This window comes from Streptomyces sp. CLCI03 (assembly GCF_053615355.1).
Genome location: NZ_CM132132.1, coordinates 4,824,633 through 4,839,965 on the forward strand (window position 1 = coordinate 4,824,633; position 15,333 = coordinate 4,839,965).

At 73.1% G+C, this 15,333-nt stretch carries 12 protein-coding genes; 6 read left to right on the forward strand and 6 right to left on the reverse strand.

What is annotated here, in order from left to right; genetic code table 11:
* Positions 1–7 precede the first annotated feature (7 nt).
* Together ACWG52_RS22365 and ACWG52_RS22370 are read right to left on the reverse strand one after the other, a co-directional pair.
* Positions 8–514, reverse strand: a complete 507-nt coding sequence (locus tag ACWG52_RS22365; protein ID WP_389815641.1) for an SUKH-3 domain-containing protein — start codon at positions 512–514, stop codon at positions 8–10.
* A 2-nt stretch (positions 515–516) separates the two neighbouring features.
* Positions 517–1,104, reverse strand: coding sequence for a YwqJ-related putative deaminase (locus ACWG52_RS22370; protein ID WP_237546034.1), 588 nt, complete (start codon positions 1,102–1,104; stop codon positions 517–519).
* Positions 1,105–1,334: 230 nt separating this feature from the next.
* Between ACWG52_RS22370 and ACWG52_RS22375 the strand changes: the two genes are divergently transcribed.
* From ACWG52_RS22375 to ACWG52_RS22385, 3 genes are all read left to right on the forward strand, one after another.
* Complete coding sequence (locus ACWG52_RS22375; RefSeq protein ID WP_390140705.1) at positions 1,335–2,330, forward strand: SMI1/KNR4 family protein; 996 nt, start codon at positions 1,335–1,337, stop codon at positions 2,328–2,330.
* A 7-nt stretch (positions 2,331–2,337) separates the two neighbouring features.
* A complete protein-coding gene (locus ACWG52_RS22380; protein WP_453125724.1) occupies positions 2,338–4,851 on the forward strand; it encodes an SUKH-4 family immunity protein in 2,514 nt (837 codons plus the stop codon).
* Positions 4,852–4,990: 139 nt separating this feature from the next.
* Entirely contained in the window at positions 4,991–5,863 is an 873-nt protein-coding gene (locus ACWG52_RS22385) for a coiled-coil domain-containing protein (RefSeq protein ID WP_389815634.1), read from the forward strand.
* A 38-nt stretch (positions 5,864–5,901) separates the two neighbouring features.
* Here ACWG52_RS22385 and ACWG52_RS22390 read toward each other — a convergent pair whose 3' ends face one another.
* Positions 5,902–6,798, reverse strand: coding sequence for an alpha/beta fold hydrolase (locus ACWG52_RS22390; protein ID WP_389815631.1), 897 nt, complete (start codon positions 6,796–6,798; stop codon positions 5,902–5,904).
* A gap of 81 nt (positions 6,799–6,879) precedes the next feature.
* On the opposite strand from ACWG52_RS22390, the gene ACWG52_RS22395 reads away from it, so the two are divergent.
* Entirely contained in the window at positions 6,880–7,434 is a 555-nt protein-coding gene (locus ACWG52_RS22395; RefSeq protein WP_389815628.1) for a CGNR zinc finger domain-containing protein, read from the forward strand.
* A gap of 4 nt (positions 7,435–7,438) precedes the next feature.
* Here the strand turns inward: ACWG52_RS22395 and ACWG52_RS22400 are convergent, their stop codons facing one another.
* Together ACWG52_RS22400 and ACWG52_RS22405 are read right to left on the reverse strand one after the other, a co-directional pair.
* Positions 7,439–8,314 carry a hypothetical protein gene (locus tag ACWG52_RS22400; RefSeq protein WP_453125728.1) on the reverse strand — a complete coding sequence of 292 codons (876 nt, stop codon included), beginning with the start codon at positions 8,312–8,314 and terminating at the stop codon, positions 7,439–7,441.
* Between the two features lie 80 nt (positions 8,315–8,394).
* Positions 8,395–10,005 carry an MFS transporter gene (locus ACWG52_RS22405; protein ID WP_453125729.1) on the reverse strand — a complete coding sequence of 537 codons (1,611 nt, stop codon included), beginning with the start codon at positions 10,003–10,005 and terminating at the stop codon, positions 8,395–8,397.
* A 345-nt stretch (positions 10,006–10,350) separates the two neighbouring features.
* Between ACWG52_RS22405 and ACWG52_RS22410 the strand changes: the two genes are divergently transcribed.
* Positions 10,351–11,127, forward strand: coding sequence for an ABC transporter ATP-binding protein (locus tag ACWG52_RS22410; RefSeq protein WP_389815622.1), 777 nt, complete (start codon positions 10,351–10,353; stop codon positions 11,125–11,127).
* A 53-nt stretch (positions 11,128–11,180) separates the two neighbouring features.
* Entirely contained in the window at positions 11,181–13,706 is a 2,526-nt protein-coding gene (locus tag ACWG52_RS22415; protein WP_389815653.1) for an ABC transporter permease, read from the forward strand.
* An 81-nt stretch (positions 13,707–13,787) separates the two neighbouring features.
* On the opposite strand, the gene ACWG52_RS22420 is transcribed toward ACWG52_RS22415, so the two are convergent.
* On the reverse strand, positions 13,788–15,194 hold the full coding sequence (locus tag ACWG52_RS22420) for a DUF2079 domain-containing protein (protein ID WP_389815620.1): 1,407 nt from the start codon (positions 15,192–15,194) through the stop codon (positions 13,788–13,790).
* Between the last annotated feature and the right edge of the window lie 139 nt (positions 15,195–15,333).

Below are 15,333 nucleotides of genomic sequence, written 5' to 3' on the forward strand. Positions count from 1 at the left end.
GCACCGGCTAGGTGGTGAGGCGGGTCGGCTGGAGGCCCGTCAGGAGGAGGGTGAGGGCCTCGTCGAGGTCGGAGCCGAGGTACCAGTCGCCGGTGTGGTCGATGCCGTAGACACGGCCCTCGCGGTCGATCCCGAGGTGGGAGCCGCCGTCGGCCTCGACGCCCAGCGGGCAGAGCTGGGTCGACAGGGCCCGGCCCAGGTCGGCGAAGGTGCGCGCGAGGTGCAGTCCGGTGAGCGGGTCGATCCTGACGGCCGTGGGGGCGATCTGGCGGCCGGGGCCCTGCCCGGCGACCGTCAGGCCGCCGAACTCGGCCCACGCCTCGACGGCGGCGGGGAAGACGGTGTGCCGGTGTCCGGCGGGCGTGGTGTGGTCCCGCAGGGCGTCGGCCCAGTACTCGGCCTGTTTGATGTCCCACCGGCCGGGTTCCCAGCCGGCGGTGCGCAGGGCGGAGTCCACGGCGACCGGGAAACGGGTGGCCGAGGAGCGGTCGTAGGAGGCGGAGGCGGCTGTCATGGCTACTCGGAGGGGGTGAGGTCGACGGAGCGTACGCCGAAGTGGGCGAGGAGTGCGTCGCAGGACCGGCAGGGCGCCGCGTAGCTGCCGTGGAGGGGGTCGCCGTCCTCGCGGATGCGCCGCGCGGTGATCTTCGCGTGCTTGAGGGAGCGGCGGGCCTCGCTCGGCGAGAGGGGCTTGCGGGAGGCGCGGCGCGAGCGGGCGCCCTCGACGGCGGTCAGGTGGCGGGAGAGCAGGATCGCCTCCGGACATCGGCCGGTGAAACGTTCGCGCTGGCCGCTGGTGAGGGTGTCGAGGAAGTCCTGGACGAGCGGGTGGAGCGTGGGCGGCTGGTCGGCCTTGCCGGCGGTGCCGGTGAGGGTTTCGCCGCGTACGGAGAGGGCGGCGGCGACGGTGGGGAGGATGCCGTCCCGGCGGAAGCGCAGGACGGGCACGGCGGGGCGGCCGTCGGTGCTGCTCCAGCGCAGGCGGGGGTCGCCGGCGGGACCGGCGGCCTCGCCGGTCGGGCCCGCGGCGCCGGGAGCGCCCGGTGTGCCTGGTGCGTCCGGCGTGGTGTCGCCGGATTCTGTACGTGTTGCCGTGTTGTGCATGGTCGCGCTTTCCCTCCCGTGGCGGCGGTGGTGACCGCTGTCGCTCACGCCCCCGTGCTGCGGGGACAGCCTGTCAAATGTCACCTGTCATGCGGAAGCGGGGTCGAATATTCGTATCAATTCGGATGTTCCTGGCCCTCGGGCGGGTGCGCCGGTCGGGCGCGGGTGAGGCTCTTGCCCCAGCGCATAGGCTGTGGTGAACCAGCCAGATCCAGCAGGGGGCTACCGCCATGACGACAGGTCGGCTCGGGCAGCAGGCCGCGCCACCCAACGCCGCTTACTCGGGGCAGGTCGTGCATTTCCCGGACCCGGTCCGGGCCGCTCGGCATCCCCACGGGGTGCGGATGGACGGCAATGGGCATCCGGACTTCTCCGCCTACGCGCGCGCGGCCGTGGAGATCGCCGAACCGCCGGAGGGCTTCGGCGTGGACGAACTGCGACTGACGGACTACGTGTCCGCGAACGCGGCGATGAAAGCCGCCGGGCACGAGCTGTGGGACACGGTCGGGCCGGTGGCGACCCCGCACGGCTGGACCTGGCACCACGTGGCCGGTTCGCGGCGCATGGAGCTGGTCCCGGTCGAGGTGAAGGCGCTGCTGCGGCATCACGCGGGCCTGGCGACGGCGCCGGTGGACCACGAGAAGCGCGGCACTCGGCCGCTCCAGGAGGTGCGCCCCGCGCACCTGGGGCTGCCGAAGTCGGTGGTGTCGGTCGCCGAGGAGCAGGTCCAGGGCGTCGAGGAGGACCTCGGCTACCGGCTGCCGGAGGCGTACCGCTCGTTCCTGAAGGCCGCGGGCGGCTGCGCACCGGTCGGCGCGGGGCTGGACGTGGACCTCGGCCTGCTGGTGGACCAGCCGTTCTTCACGGTGCGTGAGGAGGCGGCGATCAACGACCTCGTCTACGTCAACAAGTGTCTGCGCGACCACCTGACGAAGGACTACCTGTGCGTGGCCTTCGTCCAGGGCGGGCTGCTCGCGCTGAAGGTCAAGGGTGAGGGCATCGGCTCGGTGTGGTTCTCCCCGTACGACGACGCCCGCGACCGGGACGGCTGGTCGGTCCAGGAGCGCGTGGAGCGGTTGTTGCTGCCCTGCGGTGCAGATTTCGACGCCTTTCTCGAACGGCTGGCCGGTAACCCGCCGGAGCTGGAGACGGTGGCCGGTCTGATGGTGGACGGCGGATTCGCACGTTCGGTTCCGGTGTCGGGTTCGGCACCGGTGGAGGGGTGAGCGCGCGATGGTGACGTTTGCGCAGGCGCAGGAGCGCGCCGAGGAATGGATCAACGGGGACGTGCCCGCGTACCAGCACCGAGAGGTGCGCGTACGGGAGTTCGGGCTCGGGTTCGTGGTGTGGGCGGAGGACCGCGCGGCCGGTCCCGTGTCCGGTGGTGGGCGGCAGCGGCTGGTCATCGCCCGGGACAGCGGGGAGGTGACGCTGTGGCCGGGACTGCCGGTGGGCGAGGTGATCCGCCGGTACGAGGAGGAGTACGGGGCCGTGGCCGTGGCCGCGTCGGAGGCCTCGGTGCCGCCGCCGCGGATCGACTCGGAGCAGACCTCGTTCATGCTGAGCCCGCCGGAGTGGCTGCAGGAGGCCGCGGACCGGGCGGGCATCGCGCCGAGGTCGACGGCCGCGCCGGCTCCGGCCGCGCCCGTGGACCTCGTGGCCGGGCCCGGGCCCGAGCCCGAGCCCGAGCCCGCATCGGCTCCCGCGGCGCCGGCGCCCGTCGAGGCCGTGCCGCTGCGACGCGGGGGCGAGATCCCCTACGAGCCCACGGCCAACGACGGGGTTCCGGCGACGCCCCCGGCTCCGGCCGCGGTGCCGATCGGTGCCACGCCCTGGGCGGGCACCGATGTGAACTCCGGTTCGGACGACGCGTCCGTACCGCTTCCCGCGACCGTGTTCGCGCCGCCGCTGTCCGGGTCGGACCTGGAGGACGCGCCGTCGTCCGGGGTGGCCCCGGAGGCGAAGACCACGCTGATGCCGGGCGGCAGCCAACTGCCGAGGACCGCGGTCGTACCGGCGCTGGGTTCGCCGGGCGACGCGGAGGGCGGTTCGCAGGGCGGTCCGGCGGGTGGTTCGTCGGCGAGCGACATCGCGGACGCGCCGACCAGCAAGGCCCAGATCTCCCGCCCGTCGACGCCGCCGGGTCCGCCCGGCGCGCCCGGCGGGGCGCACCACGCCGCCACCATGCTGGCCGGCCCCGGTGTTCCGCAGCCGCCCGGTCCGCCCGGTCCGCCCGGTGCTCCGGGTGCGGGTCAGCCGCCGGCTCCTCCCGGTCCGCCCGGGACCCCCGGGTCGTTGGGGCGTGGGCTCGACCATGCCGCGACGATGCTGGCCGGTCCGGCCGTCACCGGTCAGCCGCCGGCGCCTCCCGGCCCCCCCGGTGCTCCCGGGGCGGGCGCGCCTCAGCCTCCCGGTCCTCCCGGTCCGCCCGGGGCTCCGGGGTCGTTGGGGCGTGGGCTGGACCATGCGGCGACGATGCTGGCCGGTCCGGCCGTCACCGGTCAGCCGCCGGCGCCTCCCGGCCCGCCCGGGGCTCCTGGCGCTCCTGGTGGCGGGGCCCATCACGCCGCCACCATGCTCGCGGGTCCCGGCGTACCGCAGCCGCCCGGTGCCCCCGGTGCTCCCGGTGCTCCCGGTGGCGGGATCGACCATGCCGCCACGATGCTGGCCGGCCCCGCCATGGTGCAGCCGCCCGGGCCCCCCGGCCCGCCGCCCGGCGTGCCCGGTGGTCCCGGTCCCGGCGCGGCGCAGCCTCCCGTACCGACCGGTGCGCCCACCGTCGGTCCCGGATACCAGGCCGTGCTCCGCTACCGCGCGCCCGACGGCTCCGAGCAGCAGCTCATCCGCCGCTCGGCGCCCGGTACCCCGCACCCGGAATGGCAGATCCTCTACGAGCTGCGCGCCATGAACGTGCCGCCGCAGCAGGTGCTGGAGCTGCACACCGAGCTGGAGTCCTGCGAGCTGCCCGGCGGTTACTGCGCCCGGATGATCCGGGAGACCTGGCCGCAGGTGCGGATCACGAGCGTCGCCCCGTACGGCCAGGACCACGCGGGCCGGCAGCAGGGCATGCGGCATCTGCTCACCCACCAGGGCGAGCTGCACCAGGTGGCGGACGGTCCGGCACGCCCCGCGCCGGTACGTGCGCCGCTGCCGCAGGTTCCGCTGCAGCCGGCGATCCCGCTGGAGGCGATCGCGCAGGAGCTGACGGCGGCCTTCGGTCCGCAGGGCGTGTTCCGCTTCGACCAGCGGGCGGTGTCCCGGCAGGGTGTGCCGGAGATCGTGGCGCAGACGCTGATGTGGTCCGGTCTGCCCGTCGATTTCGGGCCGTTCTTCTGGGCGCAGGCGGTGCCGGGCCAGCCGGTGCCGACGCTGGCCGAGCTGGCTCAGCAGCGGCAGGTGCAGCCGGCCTCGGACGCGGGCTCGTACCTCGTCGTCGGCAGCGACTTCGGCAAGGCGCTGTGCGTGCAGTACGGGACCGCGCACATCGTGGCGGTGCCGGTCGAAGGCGGCCCGGGAGGCGCTCCCGTACCGCCGCAGTTCGTGAATTCGAGCCTGCCGCAGTTCGTACGGTCCCTCGCGATGCTGGGTCACATGTGGCGGCTGCGCCAGCATCTGACGCCGGAACAGGCGGGGCGCTGGACCGTCGATTTCCAGGCGAATCTGGCCGGACTCGACAGTGCGGCGCTGGCCTCGCCGGAGAGCTGGTGGTCGGTGCTGCTGGAGCAGATGTGGGACGGGCTGCTCTGATCGGCTGACCGTGTGAATGTGTGATCGGTCGGGTGGCCGGGTCGGGACCTTCGAACAGGGTCTCGGCCCGGCCATTCCGGCTTCTGGGATCAAATGGCGCATCCTTGACGGGAATCCCCGCGAGAGAGGCGCATCCAGGATGAGTGCACCCATTGCGACCGTGCGCGGTCGTGGCTACCGCATGGAAGAGGTCGACCGGTACCTCGCCCGGCTCTCCGGGAGCCGGGACGAGGCCTGGGAGCGGGTGGCACGGCTGACGGTCCTGGCCAAGCAGATGGAGGCGGAGGCGGCGAGGCTGCGCGAGGCGGTCTCCGCGCTGGCTCCGCAGACGTACGACGAGCTGAGCGAGCGGGCCCGCCGGATCCTGCTGCTGGCCGAGGAAGAGGCGGACGCCGTACGGACGGACGCGCGGGTGGACGCGGCGGCGACGATGGGCGCGGCCGAGGCACGCGCCGACCGGGCGGCGGAGCTCGCGCGGAACGACGCGGAGGCGGTGCGCGAGCAGACGGAGGTCCGGGCCCGGCAGGGGCTGTTGCGGGCGCAGCGCGAGGCGGACGACGCGCGGGCGGGGGCGATGGAGGACGCGGCGGCGTGGCGGGCGCAGGCGACGGCCGCGCTGGCGGAGACGCGGCGGCGGGCGGAGGCGGAGCGGTCGGAGCGCGAGCAGGAGCAGACGGAGCGCCGGGAGGCGGCGGAGCGGGAACTCGCGGCGCGGGAGGCGGATCTGGAGGCGCGCCACGCGGAGCTGGAGCGGTACGCCGAGGCCCGGCTGGCGGAGGCGCGCCGCGATTTCGCCGAGGCGGAGGAGTCGGCGCGGCACGGGCAGGAGGACGCGGAGGCCCGGGCGGCCGAGCTGGTCGCGCAGGCGCGGGTGGCGGAGGAACGGATCGGGCGGGAGACGCGGGGGATCCTGCGGGAGCACGGGGAGGCGGCGGAGGAGATGCGGGCGCACATGAACCACGTCCGATCCAGCCTGGCGGCACTGACGGGTCGGGCCCCGGCGGAGGGCTAGGGCGTGTCCGCCGCCAGGAACGAGACCGGACCGCGCACTCAGTACGCGGCGGTGACCGTCGGGCGGAGCTGGGTCAGGAAGTCCTCGATCAGCGGGGCGATCCGCGGGAGGTGGGTCTCCAGGGCGAAGTGGCCCGCGCCCTCGAAGACGTGGACCTCGGCGTCCGGGGCGTCGCGGAGGTAGGCCTTCGCGCCCGCCGGGGTGAAGAAGGGGTCGCCCGCGCCCCAGACGACCAGGACCGGGATCCGGGCGGTGCGCAGCCAGGCCTGCCAGGCGGGGTAGTGGGCGAAGTTCGAGGCGTAGTCGAAGGCGAGGTCGGCCTGGGCGTCGGCGCGGCCCGGCAGGCCGAGGTGGCGCACGTCGAGGGTCCAGCTGTCGGGGGAGAGGAGGTCGGTGTCGGCGACGCCGGTCTCGTACTGGAAGCGGGTGCCGTCCAAGGTGAAGAGCCCTCGGACGCGCTCCTCGTCGCCGGGGACCTCGCGCCGGAGCCCGGTGAACGCGCGGGCCGCGTCCGAGAGGCCCTCCTCGTAGGCGTTGCCGTTCTGGACGATCAGCCCGGTCACCCGCTCCGGCCGGCGTGCGGCGATCCGCAGGCCGATCGGGGCGCCGAAGTCGAAGACGTACAGGGCGAAGCGGTCCAGGCCGAGGGCGTCGGTGAAGCCCTCCGTGATGTCCGCGAGCCGGTCGAAGGTGTACGTGAATCCGGCTGGCGCCTCGGTGCGGCCGAAGCCGGGGTGGTCGGGGGCGATCAGGCGGTACGGGGTGTCGCCGAGGGCGTCCATCAGGCGGGCGAACTGGTGCGAGGCGGTGGGGAAGCCGTGCAGGAGCAGCAGGACGGGGCCGTCGGCGGGGCCGCTCTCGCGGTAGGCGACGCGGACCCCGTCCACCTCGACGGTGCGGTGCCGGATGGTGGGAATGGTGCGACGAGCGGTCATCACATGCCTCCTGCGTCCTTGTTTCCATTAGCTTTGCCGATGATCGCTAATGGGTCAAGTGGTTGCAGTAGCATTAGTGGCGTGACAGTGACCTTTCCGCTCATCGGTGAGCCCCTCGCGCTGGACCTCCTCAACACCGAGGCCTCGGTGGGCGACCTCGTCGCCGACCCGGCGGGGCTCACGGCCTGGCTGGCCGCGCAGGCCGGGCGGCTGACCCCCGTCGACGTCGTGGGGGAGGGGGAGGTGGCCGCGGTCCGGGCCCTACGGGCGGCCGCGCGCCCGGCGCTCGACGCCGTGCGGCGCGGCGAGCGGCCCCCGGCCGGGGCGCTCGCCGTGCTGAACGAGGCCCTGGCCGCGGCGCCCGCGCACCGGGTGCTGGCCTGGACCGAGGAGGGTGGGCTCGCCGCCGACGCGCAGCGGCCGGCGGATCCGGCCCGGCGGCTCGCGGCGGAGTTGGCCGAGGCGGTCGCGGAACTGCTGACGGACCCCCGGGTGGGGCAGGTGCGCGGGTGCGAGGCCCACGACTGCGTGCTGCTGTTCCTGCCGGCGCACCCGCGACGCCGCTGGTGCGTGGCGTCGGTCTGCGGGAACCGGGCCCGGGTGGCCCGCTACTACGCCCGCCACAAGGGGGACTAGCCGGTCAGGCCGTCGGTCGCTGCTGGGCCGGGACCGGGACGGGGGGCTTCGGCGCGGGCTCGTAGCGGTACGGGTCGCTGCGGAGGCCGCGAGCCGTGACGACCACCGTGAACGGAGGTGTGCCCGGGGCCGGGAGGGTGGCGGTCAGGGCGCCCGTCAGCGGGTCGGTCCCGGTCGGGAGCGGGGTGTCGTCGACGGTGAGGAGGGTCGGCGGGCCCGTCGGGACCGGGGTGAAACCGCCGCCCTCGACCGTCAGCCGGCCGTCCTCCAGGGCGACGTTCGTGATCACCGGGTTGGGGCGCACGGCCATCTTGTTGACCAGGTACGCGCCCGCCGGGGCGCCGGTCAGGGCCCACATCTCGGCGGGCAGGCGCGGCAGTCCGCCGCCCACGTCCGCGAGGAAGAACAGCACCACGTACAGCATGGTGACCGCGCTGAGGACGACGTACTGGAGGTCCACGAGGTCGGTGCGCCCGCTGTCGTTCGCGATCAGCTCCCGCAGCGGCCGCCGGCCCGACTCCGTCGGCTTCGCGGCGGGCTTGGCCATGCTGCCGTGCTCCACGCGCAGGCCGACGACCGCCTTCGCGGCGATCAGGGCCACGTACGGGCCGCCGAGCAGCGGCAGGTACACCGTCGTCAGGGTGGACAGCGGGCCGACGGCGCCCCGGAAGTACGCGACGCCGCCGCCCGCGGTGAGCCCGTAGCCGAGGATCGCCAGCAGCAGCCAGACCAGGATCACCGTCCAGGCGAGGGCGAGCACGATCGACGTGGAGAGGCGGCCGTCGCGGCCGGTGACGAAGCCCGGGTCGCGGCCGAGCCGCAGGCAGATCGGGCCGGCCAGCGCGGCCAGTAACGCGAGTGCGCAGAGTGCGGATGCCATGTCGTCGTCCCCCCGGAAACGGTCCTGGCACGAGGGTTACCCACTGGCCCGGCCATGACAAGGCGACTTTCCGCGTACCCCTAATCCTCCTCGCGCAGTTCCGGCAGGACGGGGAAGCGTCGCGGGGCCACCAGCAGCAGGACCAGCAGCGCGGCCACGGCGGCGGCCGTGGCGCCGAGGAAGATGTGCTCCACGGCGGCGGCCACCGCCTCGCGCAGGTGGTCGGCGGCGGCGGCCGGCAGCAGCTCCGGTCGGTCCAGTGCCTTCGCCACGTCGTCCAGGTGCTCCGGCAGGCCGGAGACGGGGGCGTCCGTCAGGCGCGCGGCGAAAGTGGCGTTGGCCACGGCCGCGAGCAGGGCGGCGCCCACGCTCTGGCCGACCTGCCGGCAGAACAGCACCGAGGCGGTGGTGGTCCCGCGCTCGGCCCAGCCCACGGTGGACTGGACCCCGACGATCAGTGGGAGCTGGAAGAGGCCGAGGGCGCCGCCCAGCAGCAGCATGATCAGTGCGGGCTGCCAGGGTCGGGCCGGATAGGGCAGCAGGGTGAAGGAGAACAGGATCAGTGCGGCGAGCGCGATCCCGACGGCCGCGGTGTCGCGGAAGCCGATGCGCCGGTAGACGTGTTGGCTGCAGGCGGCGGTGACGGGCCAGCTCAGGGTCATCACCGACATGACCAGGCCGGCGCCGACGGGGCCGAGGCCGAGTACGGACTGCGCGTAGGTCGGCATGAAGACCATCGGGGCGACCATCAGCAGGCCGAGCGCCCCCATGGCCAGATTGACGGCGGCGATGGTGCGCCGGCGCCACACCCAGCCGGGCAGAATCGGTTCCTCGGCCCGGCGTTCCACCCGGACCACGACGGCGGCCAGCAGCGCGCTCCCGCTGAGCAGCCCGAGCGAGGGCGCGGACAGCCAGGGCCAGGCGACGCCGCCCTGGACGAGTGCGAAGAGCAGCAGCCCGCCGCAGGCGAAGACGGCCAGCGCTCCCGCCCAGTCGACCGGTCCCCGGCGGCCGGGCGACCGTACGGGCTCGGTCAGGTGACGGGCGATCATCCACAGGGCGAGGCCGGCCAGCGGCAGGTTGATCAGGAAGATCCAACGCCAGTGCGCGTACGAGGCCAGCAGCCCGCCGAGCGCCGGGCCGGCCACGGCCGAGGTGGCCCAGACGCTGGACATCCGGGCCTGGATCCGGGGGCGTTCCTTGAGCGGGTAGAGGTCGGCGGCAAGCGTTTGGATCGTGCCCTGGAGGGCGCCGCCGCCCAAGCCCTGGACGATGCGGAAGGCGATGAGGGCGGCCATGTTCCAGGCGGACGCGCACAGCAGCGAACCGACGAGGAAGAGGCCGATGCCGAAGAGCAGGACCGGCTTGCGGCCGAAGGTGTCGGACAGCTTCCCGTAGACGGGCAGGGTGACGGTCACCGCGAGCAGGTAGCCGGAGAAGAGCCAGGAGAAGACGGAGAACCCGCCGAGGTCGCCCACGATCTGCGGGACGGCGGTGGCCACGATGGTGCTGTCCAGGGCCACGAGGGCCATGCCGAGCATCAGGGAGGCGACCACCGGGGTCGGCGGCCGCGCGGCCGGCTTGTCCGCGGCGGCGGCGCCGGTCGCGCTCCCGGCCGGAACGGGGGTGTCGGCCGCGGGCCCCGAGGGTGTGCCGTCCGGGCCCGCGCCCGTGCTCTCCGCCGATGCCACCGAGATTCCTTCCCCCTGCACGTAACTCCGGGGAACACCATCTCACCGCCACCTGCAGGGCGGTATCCCTCAGGGTCCGTACGCCGAAGGGTGCAGATCCCCTAAGGGTCCCTCCGCACTACGGGCCAGGGGCCGTTCCTCCCGGCGGAGGAGGTGAGCGGCCCTTACGCGGTCTTGACTGGAACCTACGCACAACAAGGCCGGGGGGTGGGGTTAACCCCCGGGCGGATACGGCGATGGGCACCAGCGCGCCGAGCTTCCGCCCGGCGGAGACTTCATGACGGCGACGCAGGCACCGACGCAGACGTACGCATTCGAAGAGGGAGAAAGACCGTGACAACGGCTATGACCGAAACCAGGCACGGGGGTACTGGAGGGCATGCTGCCGTCGCGGCCCGGGCACGCAAGGTCGTCAAGGCCTACGGCTCCGGGGAGACGCGCGTCGTCGCCCTCGCCGAGGTCGACGTCGACATCATGAGCGGCCAGTTCACCGCGATCATGGGCCCCTCCGGCTCCGGCAAGTCCACGCTGATGCACTGCCTCGCCGGTCTCGACACGGTGACCAGCGGCCAGATCCACCTGGACGACACCGAGATCACCGGGCTGAAGGACAAGAAGCTCACGCAGCTGCGCCGCGACCGGATCGGCTTCATCTTCCAGGCCTTCAACCTGCTGCCCACGCTCAACGCCCTGGAGAACATCACGCTCCCCATGGACATCGCGGGCCGCAAGCCCGACGCGGAGTGGCTCAACCGGGTCGTGGAGACCGTGGGCCTCGCGGGCCGGCTCAAGCACCGCCCGACCGAGCTCTCCGGCGGCCAGCAGCAGCGCGTGGCGGTCGCCCGCGCCCTCGCCGCCCGCCCGCAGATCATCTTCGGTGACGAGCCGACCGGAAACCTGGACTCCCGGGCGGGCGCCGAGGTCCTCGGCTTCCTGCGCCGCTCGGTGGACGAGCTCGGCCAGACGATTGTCATGGTCACGCACGACCCGGTGGCGGCCTCCTACGCGGACCGGGTCATCTTCCTGGCCGACGGCAAGATCGTCGACGAGATGCACGGCCCCACCGCCGACCAGGTTCTCGACCGCATGAAGGACTTCGACGCACGCGGGCGGACCTCGTGAGCAACACCGTCCTGAAGACCTCGCGACGCAACTTCATCGCCCACAAGGGGCGGATGGCGCTCTCCGCCGTCGCCGTCATGCTCTCCGTCGCCTTCGTCTGCGGCACCCTGGTGTTCACCGACACCATGAACACCACCTTCGACAAGCTCTTCGCCGTCACCAACTCCGATGTGACCGTCACGCCGAAGGAGGCGAAGGCGGGGGAGGAGACCTCGGACCGCGGCCGCCCCGAGACGCTGGCCGGCTCGGCCGTCGAGCAGGTGCGCAAGGTCGAGGGCGTCAAGAGCGCCGAGGGCGGCGTCGTGTCGATGTCCGTCACGGTCGTCAACGCCAAGAACGAGAACATGGGCTCGACCACCGGCGCCCCGACCATCGCGGGCAACTGGAGCGACAACGAGCTCAAGTCCATGAAGATCACCTCGGGCAACGCGCCGCGCGGCCCGACCGAGGTGATGGTCGACGCCGACACCGCCGAGAAGCACCACCTGAAGCTCGGTGACGAACTGCGCACCATCGCCATCACCGGCGACACCCGCGCGAAGATCAGCGGTATCGCCACCTTCACCGTGACCAACCCGGGCGCGGCGATCGTCTACTTCGACACCGCCACCTCGCAGCAGGCGCTGCTCGGCTCCCCGGGCGCCTTCACGCACGTCAACGTCACCGCCAAGGACGGGGTGAGCGACGAGCAGCTCAAGCAGAACATCGCGAAGGCCGTCGGCACGGACACCTACAAGCTGCAGACCGCCAAGGAGGCGGCGGACGCCAACCGCAAGGACGTCGGCTCCTTCCTGAACGTCATGAAGTACGTGATGCTCGGCTTCGCCGGGATCGCCTTCCTCGTCGGCATCTTCCTGATCTTCAACACCTTCTCGATGCTGGTCGCCCAGCGCACCCGCGAGATCGGCCTGATGCGCGCCATCGGCGCCGACAGCGGGCAGGTCCTGAAGTCCGTGGTCGTCGAGGCCTTCCTGCTCGGCGTCGTCGGCTCGATCCTGGGCGTCGGCGCGGGTGTGGGGCTCGCCATCGGCCTGATGCAGCTCATGGGGTCCATGGGCATGCACCTGTCGACGGACGACCTGACGGTCGCCTGGACCACTCCGGTCATCGGCGTCGTCCTCGGCGTCGTCGTGACCGTCGTCTCCGCCTTCATCCCGGCCCGCCGGGCCGGCAAGGTCTCCCCGATGGCCGCGCTGCGCGAGTCCGGCACGCCGGGCGACAAGAAGGCCGGCGTGGTCCGCGCCGTCCTCGGTCTGGTCCTCACGGGCATCGGCGGCGCCGGTCTCTACCTCGCCACGGCCGCCGAGAAGGCCGGACCCGGATCGCTCTGGCTGGCCCTGGGCGTCGTCTTCACCCTCATCGGTTTCATCGTGATCGGCCCGCTGCTCGCCGCGGGCGTGGTGCGGGTGCTCTCCGGAGTGGTGCTGCGGCCCTTCGGGTCCGTGGGCCGGCTCGCCGAGCGCAACGCCCTGCGCAACCCGCGCCGCACCGGTGCCACCGCCGCCGCGCTGATGATCGGCCTCGCGCTGGTCGCCTGCCTGTCGGTGGTCGGCTCCTCGATGGTGGCCTCCGCCACCGATGAGCTCGACAAGTCGGTCGGCGCGGACTACATCGTCAACTCCGAGACCGGTCAGCCCGTCCTGCCGCAGGCCGAGCAGACGCTGCGCGCCACCAAGGGCCTCGACCACGTCACCGCCTACCGCGAGGTCGCGGCCAGGATCACGGCCCCCGACGGCACCTCCGAGGAGGACGGGCTCGGCGCCACCGACCCGACGTACGCCAAGGACATCCGGCGCAAGATGGTCGCCGGCGAGCACGCCGCGGCGTACGGGGCCAACGCGATGTCGGTCGGTTCCGAGTACGCCACGAAGCACGGCGTCAAGGTCGGAGACGAGCTGACGGTCGCCTTCACCGGCGGCAACACGGTCAAGCTGAAGGTCGCCGGGATCACCAGCGACGAGGGCAACCTCGACAAGGGCATGAAGTACATCAGCACCGAGACGGCCCGGGCGAACGTCCCGGCCGACAAGCTGCCGCTTCCCTTCATGCTGCTGGCCAGCGCCCAGGACGGGCAGTCGGACGCCGCCTACGGGTCGGTCAAGACGGCGATGGCCGAGTACCCGCAGTACAAGGTGCGCAACCAGACCGACTACAAGCAGGCGCTCAAGGACCAGGTCGGCCAGCTGCTGAACATGGTCTACGGCCTCCTCGGCCTCGCGATCATCGTCGCGGTCCTGGGCGTCGTGAACACCCTGGCCCTCTCGGTGGTCGAGCGGACCCGTGAGATCGGCCTGATGCGCGCCATCGGCCTCTCCCGCCGCCAGCTGCGCCGCATGATCCGCCTGGAGTCGGTGGTCATCGCCCTCTTCGGCGCCCTGCTCGGCCTCGGCCTGGGCATGGCCTGGGGGATCGGCGCCCAACAGCTCCTGGCGCTCCAGGGCCTGAAGGTGCTGGAGATCCCGTGGCCGACGATCCTCGGGGTGTTCGCCGCCTCGGCCTTCGTGGGCCTGTTCGCCGCACTGGTCCCGGCCTTCCGGGCAGGACGGATGAACGTACTGAACGCGATCGCGAGCGAGTAGAGGCTCACGGTCGTTCGGGGGAATGCCGGTCCGGGACCTTCGGGTTCCGGACCGGCGTCGTTTCCGGGGACGGCTCTCCGGTCACTGCCGCTGCATCAGGACGATGCCGCCGGCCTCCCCCACCAGGGTGAACCGCTCGCCCGGGTGGAGCTGGTGGGCGTAGTCGGTCGGATCCTCGCCGGCCCACTTGGAGGAGTTGTCGATGGTGATCCAGTCGGGGACCACGCCCTTGCTGCCGCCGATCCACAGCACGCGGCAGCGGGAGGTCAGCCGGGTCAGCGGGGTGGTGTCGGCCTCCACGGTGGCCCCGTCGGGGATCCGGTCCAGGAGCCGCTCGATCGCCGTGACCCGCTCGGGCTTCTGGTACGTACGGGCCTCCGCGAGCTTGGCGGTCGGCATGGCGGTCGCGCTCAGGGCGAGGGCGGCGGCCAGGACGGCGGCCGGCAGCTGCAGGGCGTACGAGCGCAGCCAGGGCCGCTCGCCGCGCCGCACGGTGTCGATGGCGTCGACCAGGGCGAGCGTCACCACGGGCATCAGGACGGCGCTGTAGTGCCAGTCGGTGGACCAGTAGTGGTCGTCCCCGGACAGGAACCGCCAGCCGAGGGTGGGCGCGGCCACCAGGAGCAGCGGCGAGCGCAGCGCGAGCAGCCCGGAGGTGGGGATCAGCACCCACGCCAGGGTGGTGAGCTTGGTGCCGATGCCGCCGAGCGGACCCGCCCCGTCGATCTTGTCCCAGTAGCCGTAGCCCGCGGTGGCGAAGGCCGGTATGAACACGGTGAACACCAGGACGGCGAAGACGCAGGCCGCGGCGGCGACGCCGAGCGCGGCCACGCAGATCCGGCGGTTGCCGTCGCGGGCCCGCCAGGCCACCACCACGGCCAGCGCGGCGAGCGTGAAGCCGAGGTCCTCCTTGACGAGGACCAGCGGCAGCCCCCACAGCAGGGCGGCCCGCCAGCGCCGGGCGAGGACCGCCTCCAGCGCGAAGGCCAGCAGCGGCACCGCGAAGGCGATCTCGTGGAAGTCGAACTCGACGGCCCGCTGGATCCCCCAGGACAGCCCGTACGCGATGCCGACGGCGATCCCGCGGGACCGGCCGAGGAAGCGTACGGCGGCCCGGGTGACGGGCACGGCCGACAGCGCGAACAGCGCGGACTGCACGACCAGCAGGGTGAGCGGACCGGGGAAGACCCGGTAGACGGGGGCGACGAGCGCGATGATCGGGCTGAAGTGGTCCCCGAGGATGTTGGCCCCCGGCCCCTTCAGGTCGACGACGGGCTCCTGGAGGTGCGCGTACGCGCGGATCGCCTGCTCGAAGATCCCGAGGTCCCAGGAGGCCCAGTCCATCCGCCGGAACCGGCCGACGGACAGCACGAGGTAGACGAGGAACAGCCCGGTCGCGACCAGCCAGGGCGGAGCCCACACATACCGTCCCGGCCGGACGGGTGCCGGTACCACCGGCGCCGGGCGGGCTATCGCATCGCTCGTCACGGACTCGTGCTCCTCCGGGGAAAGTCGTCTCCCCGGCGGAAGACGACGCGGCGAGCTCGGACAGTCACAACACGAACATCGTAAAGCGGCGCGCGGGGCGTCGTCGTAGGGTGGGAACCCCCGGCCCGTGCGACGTGTC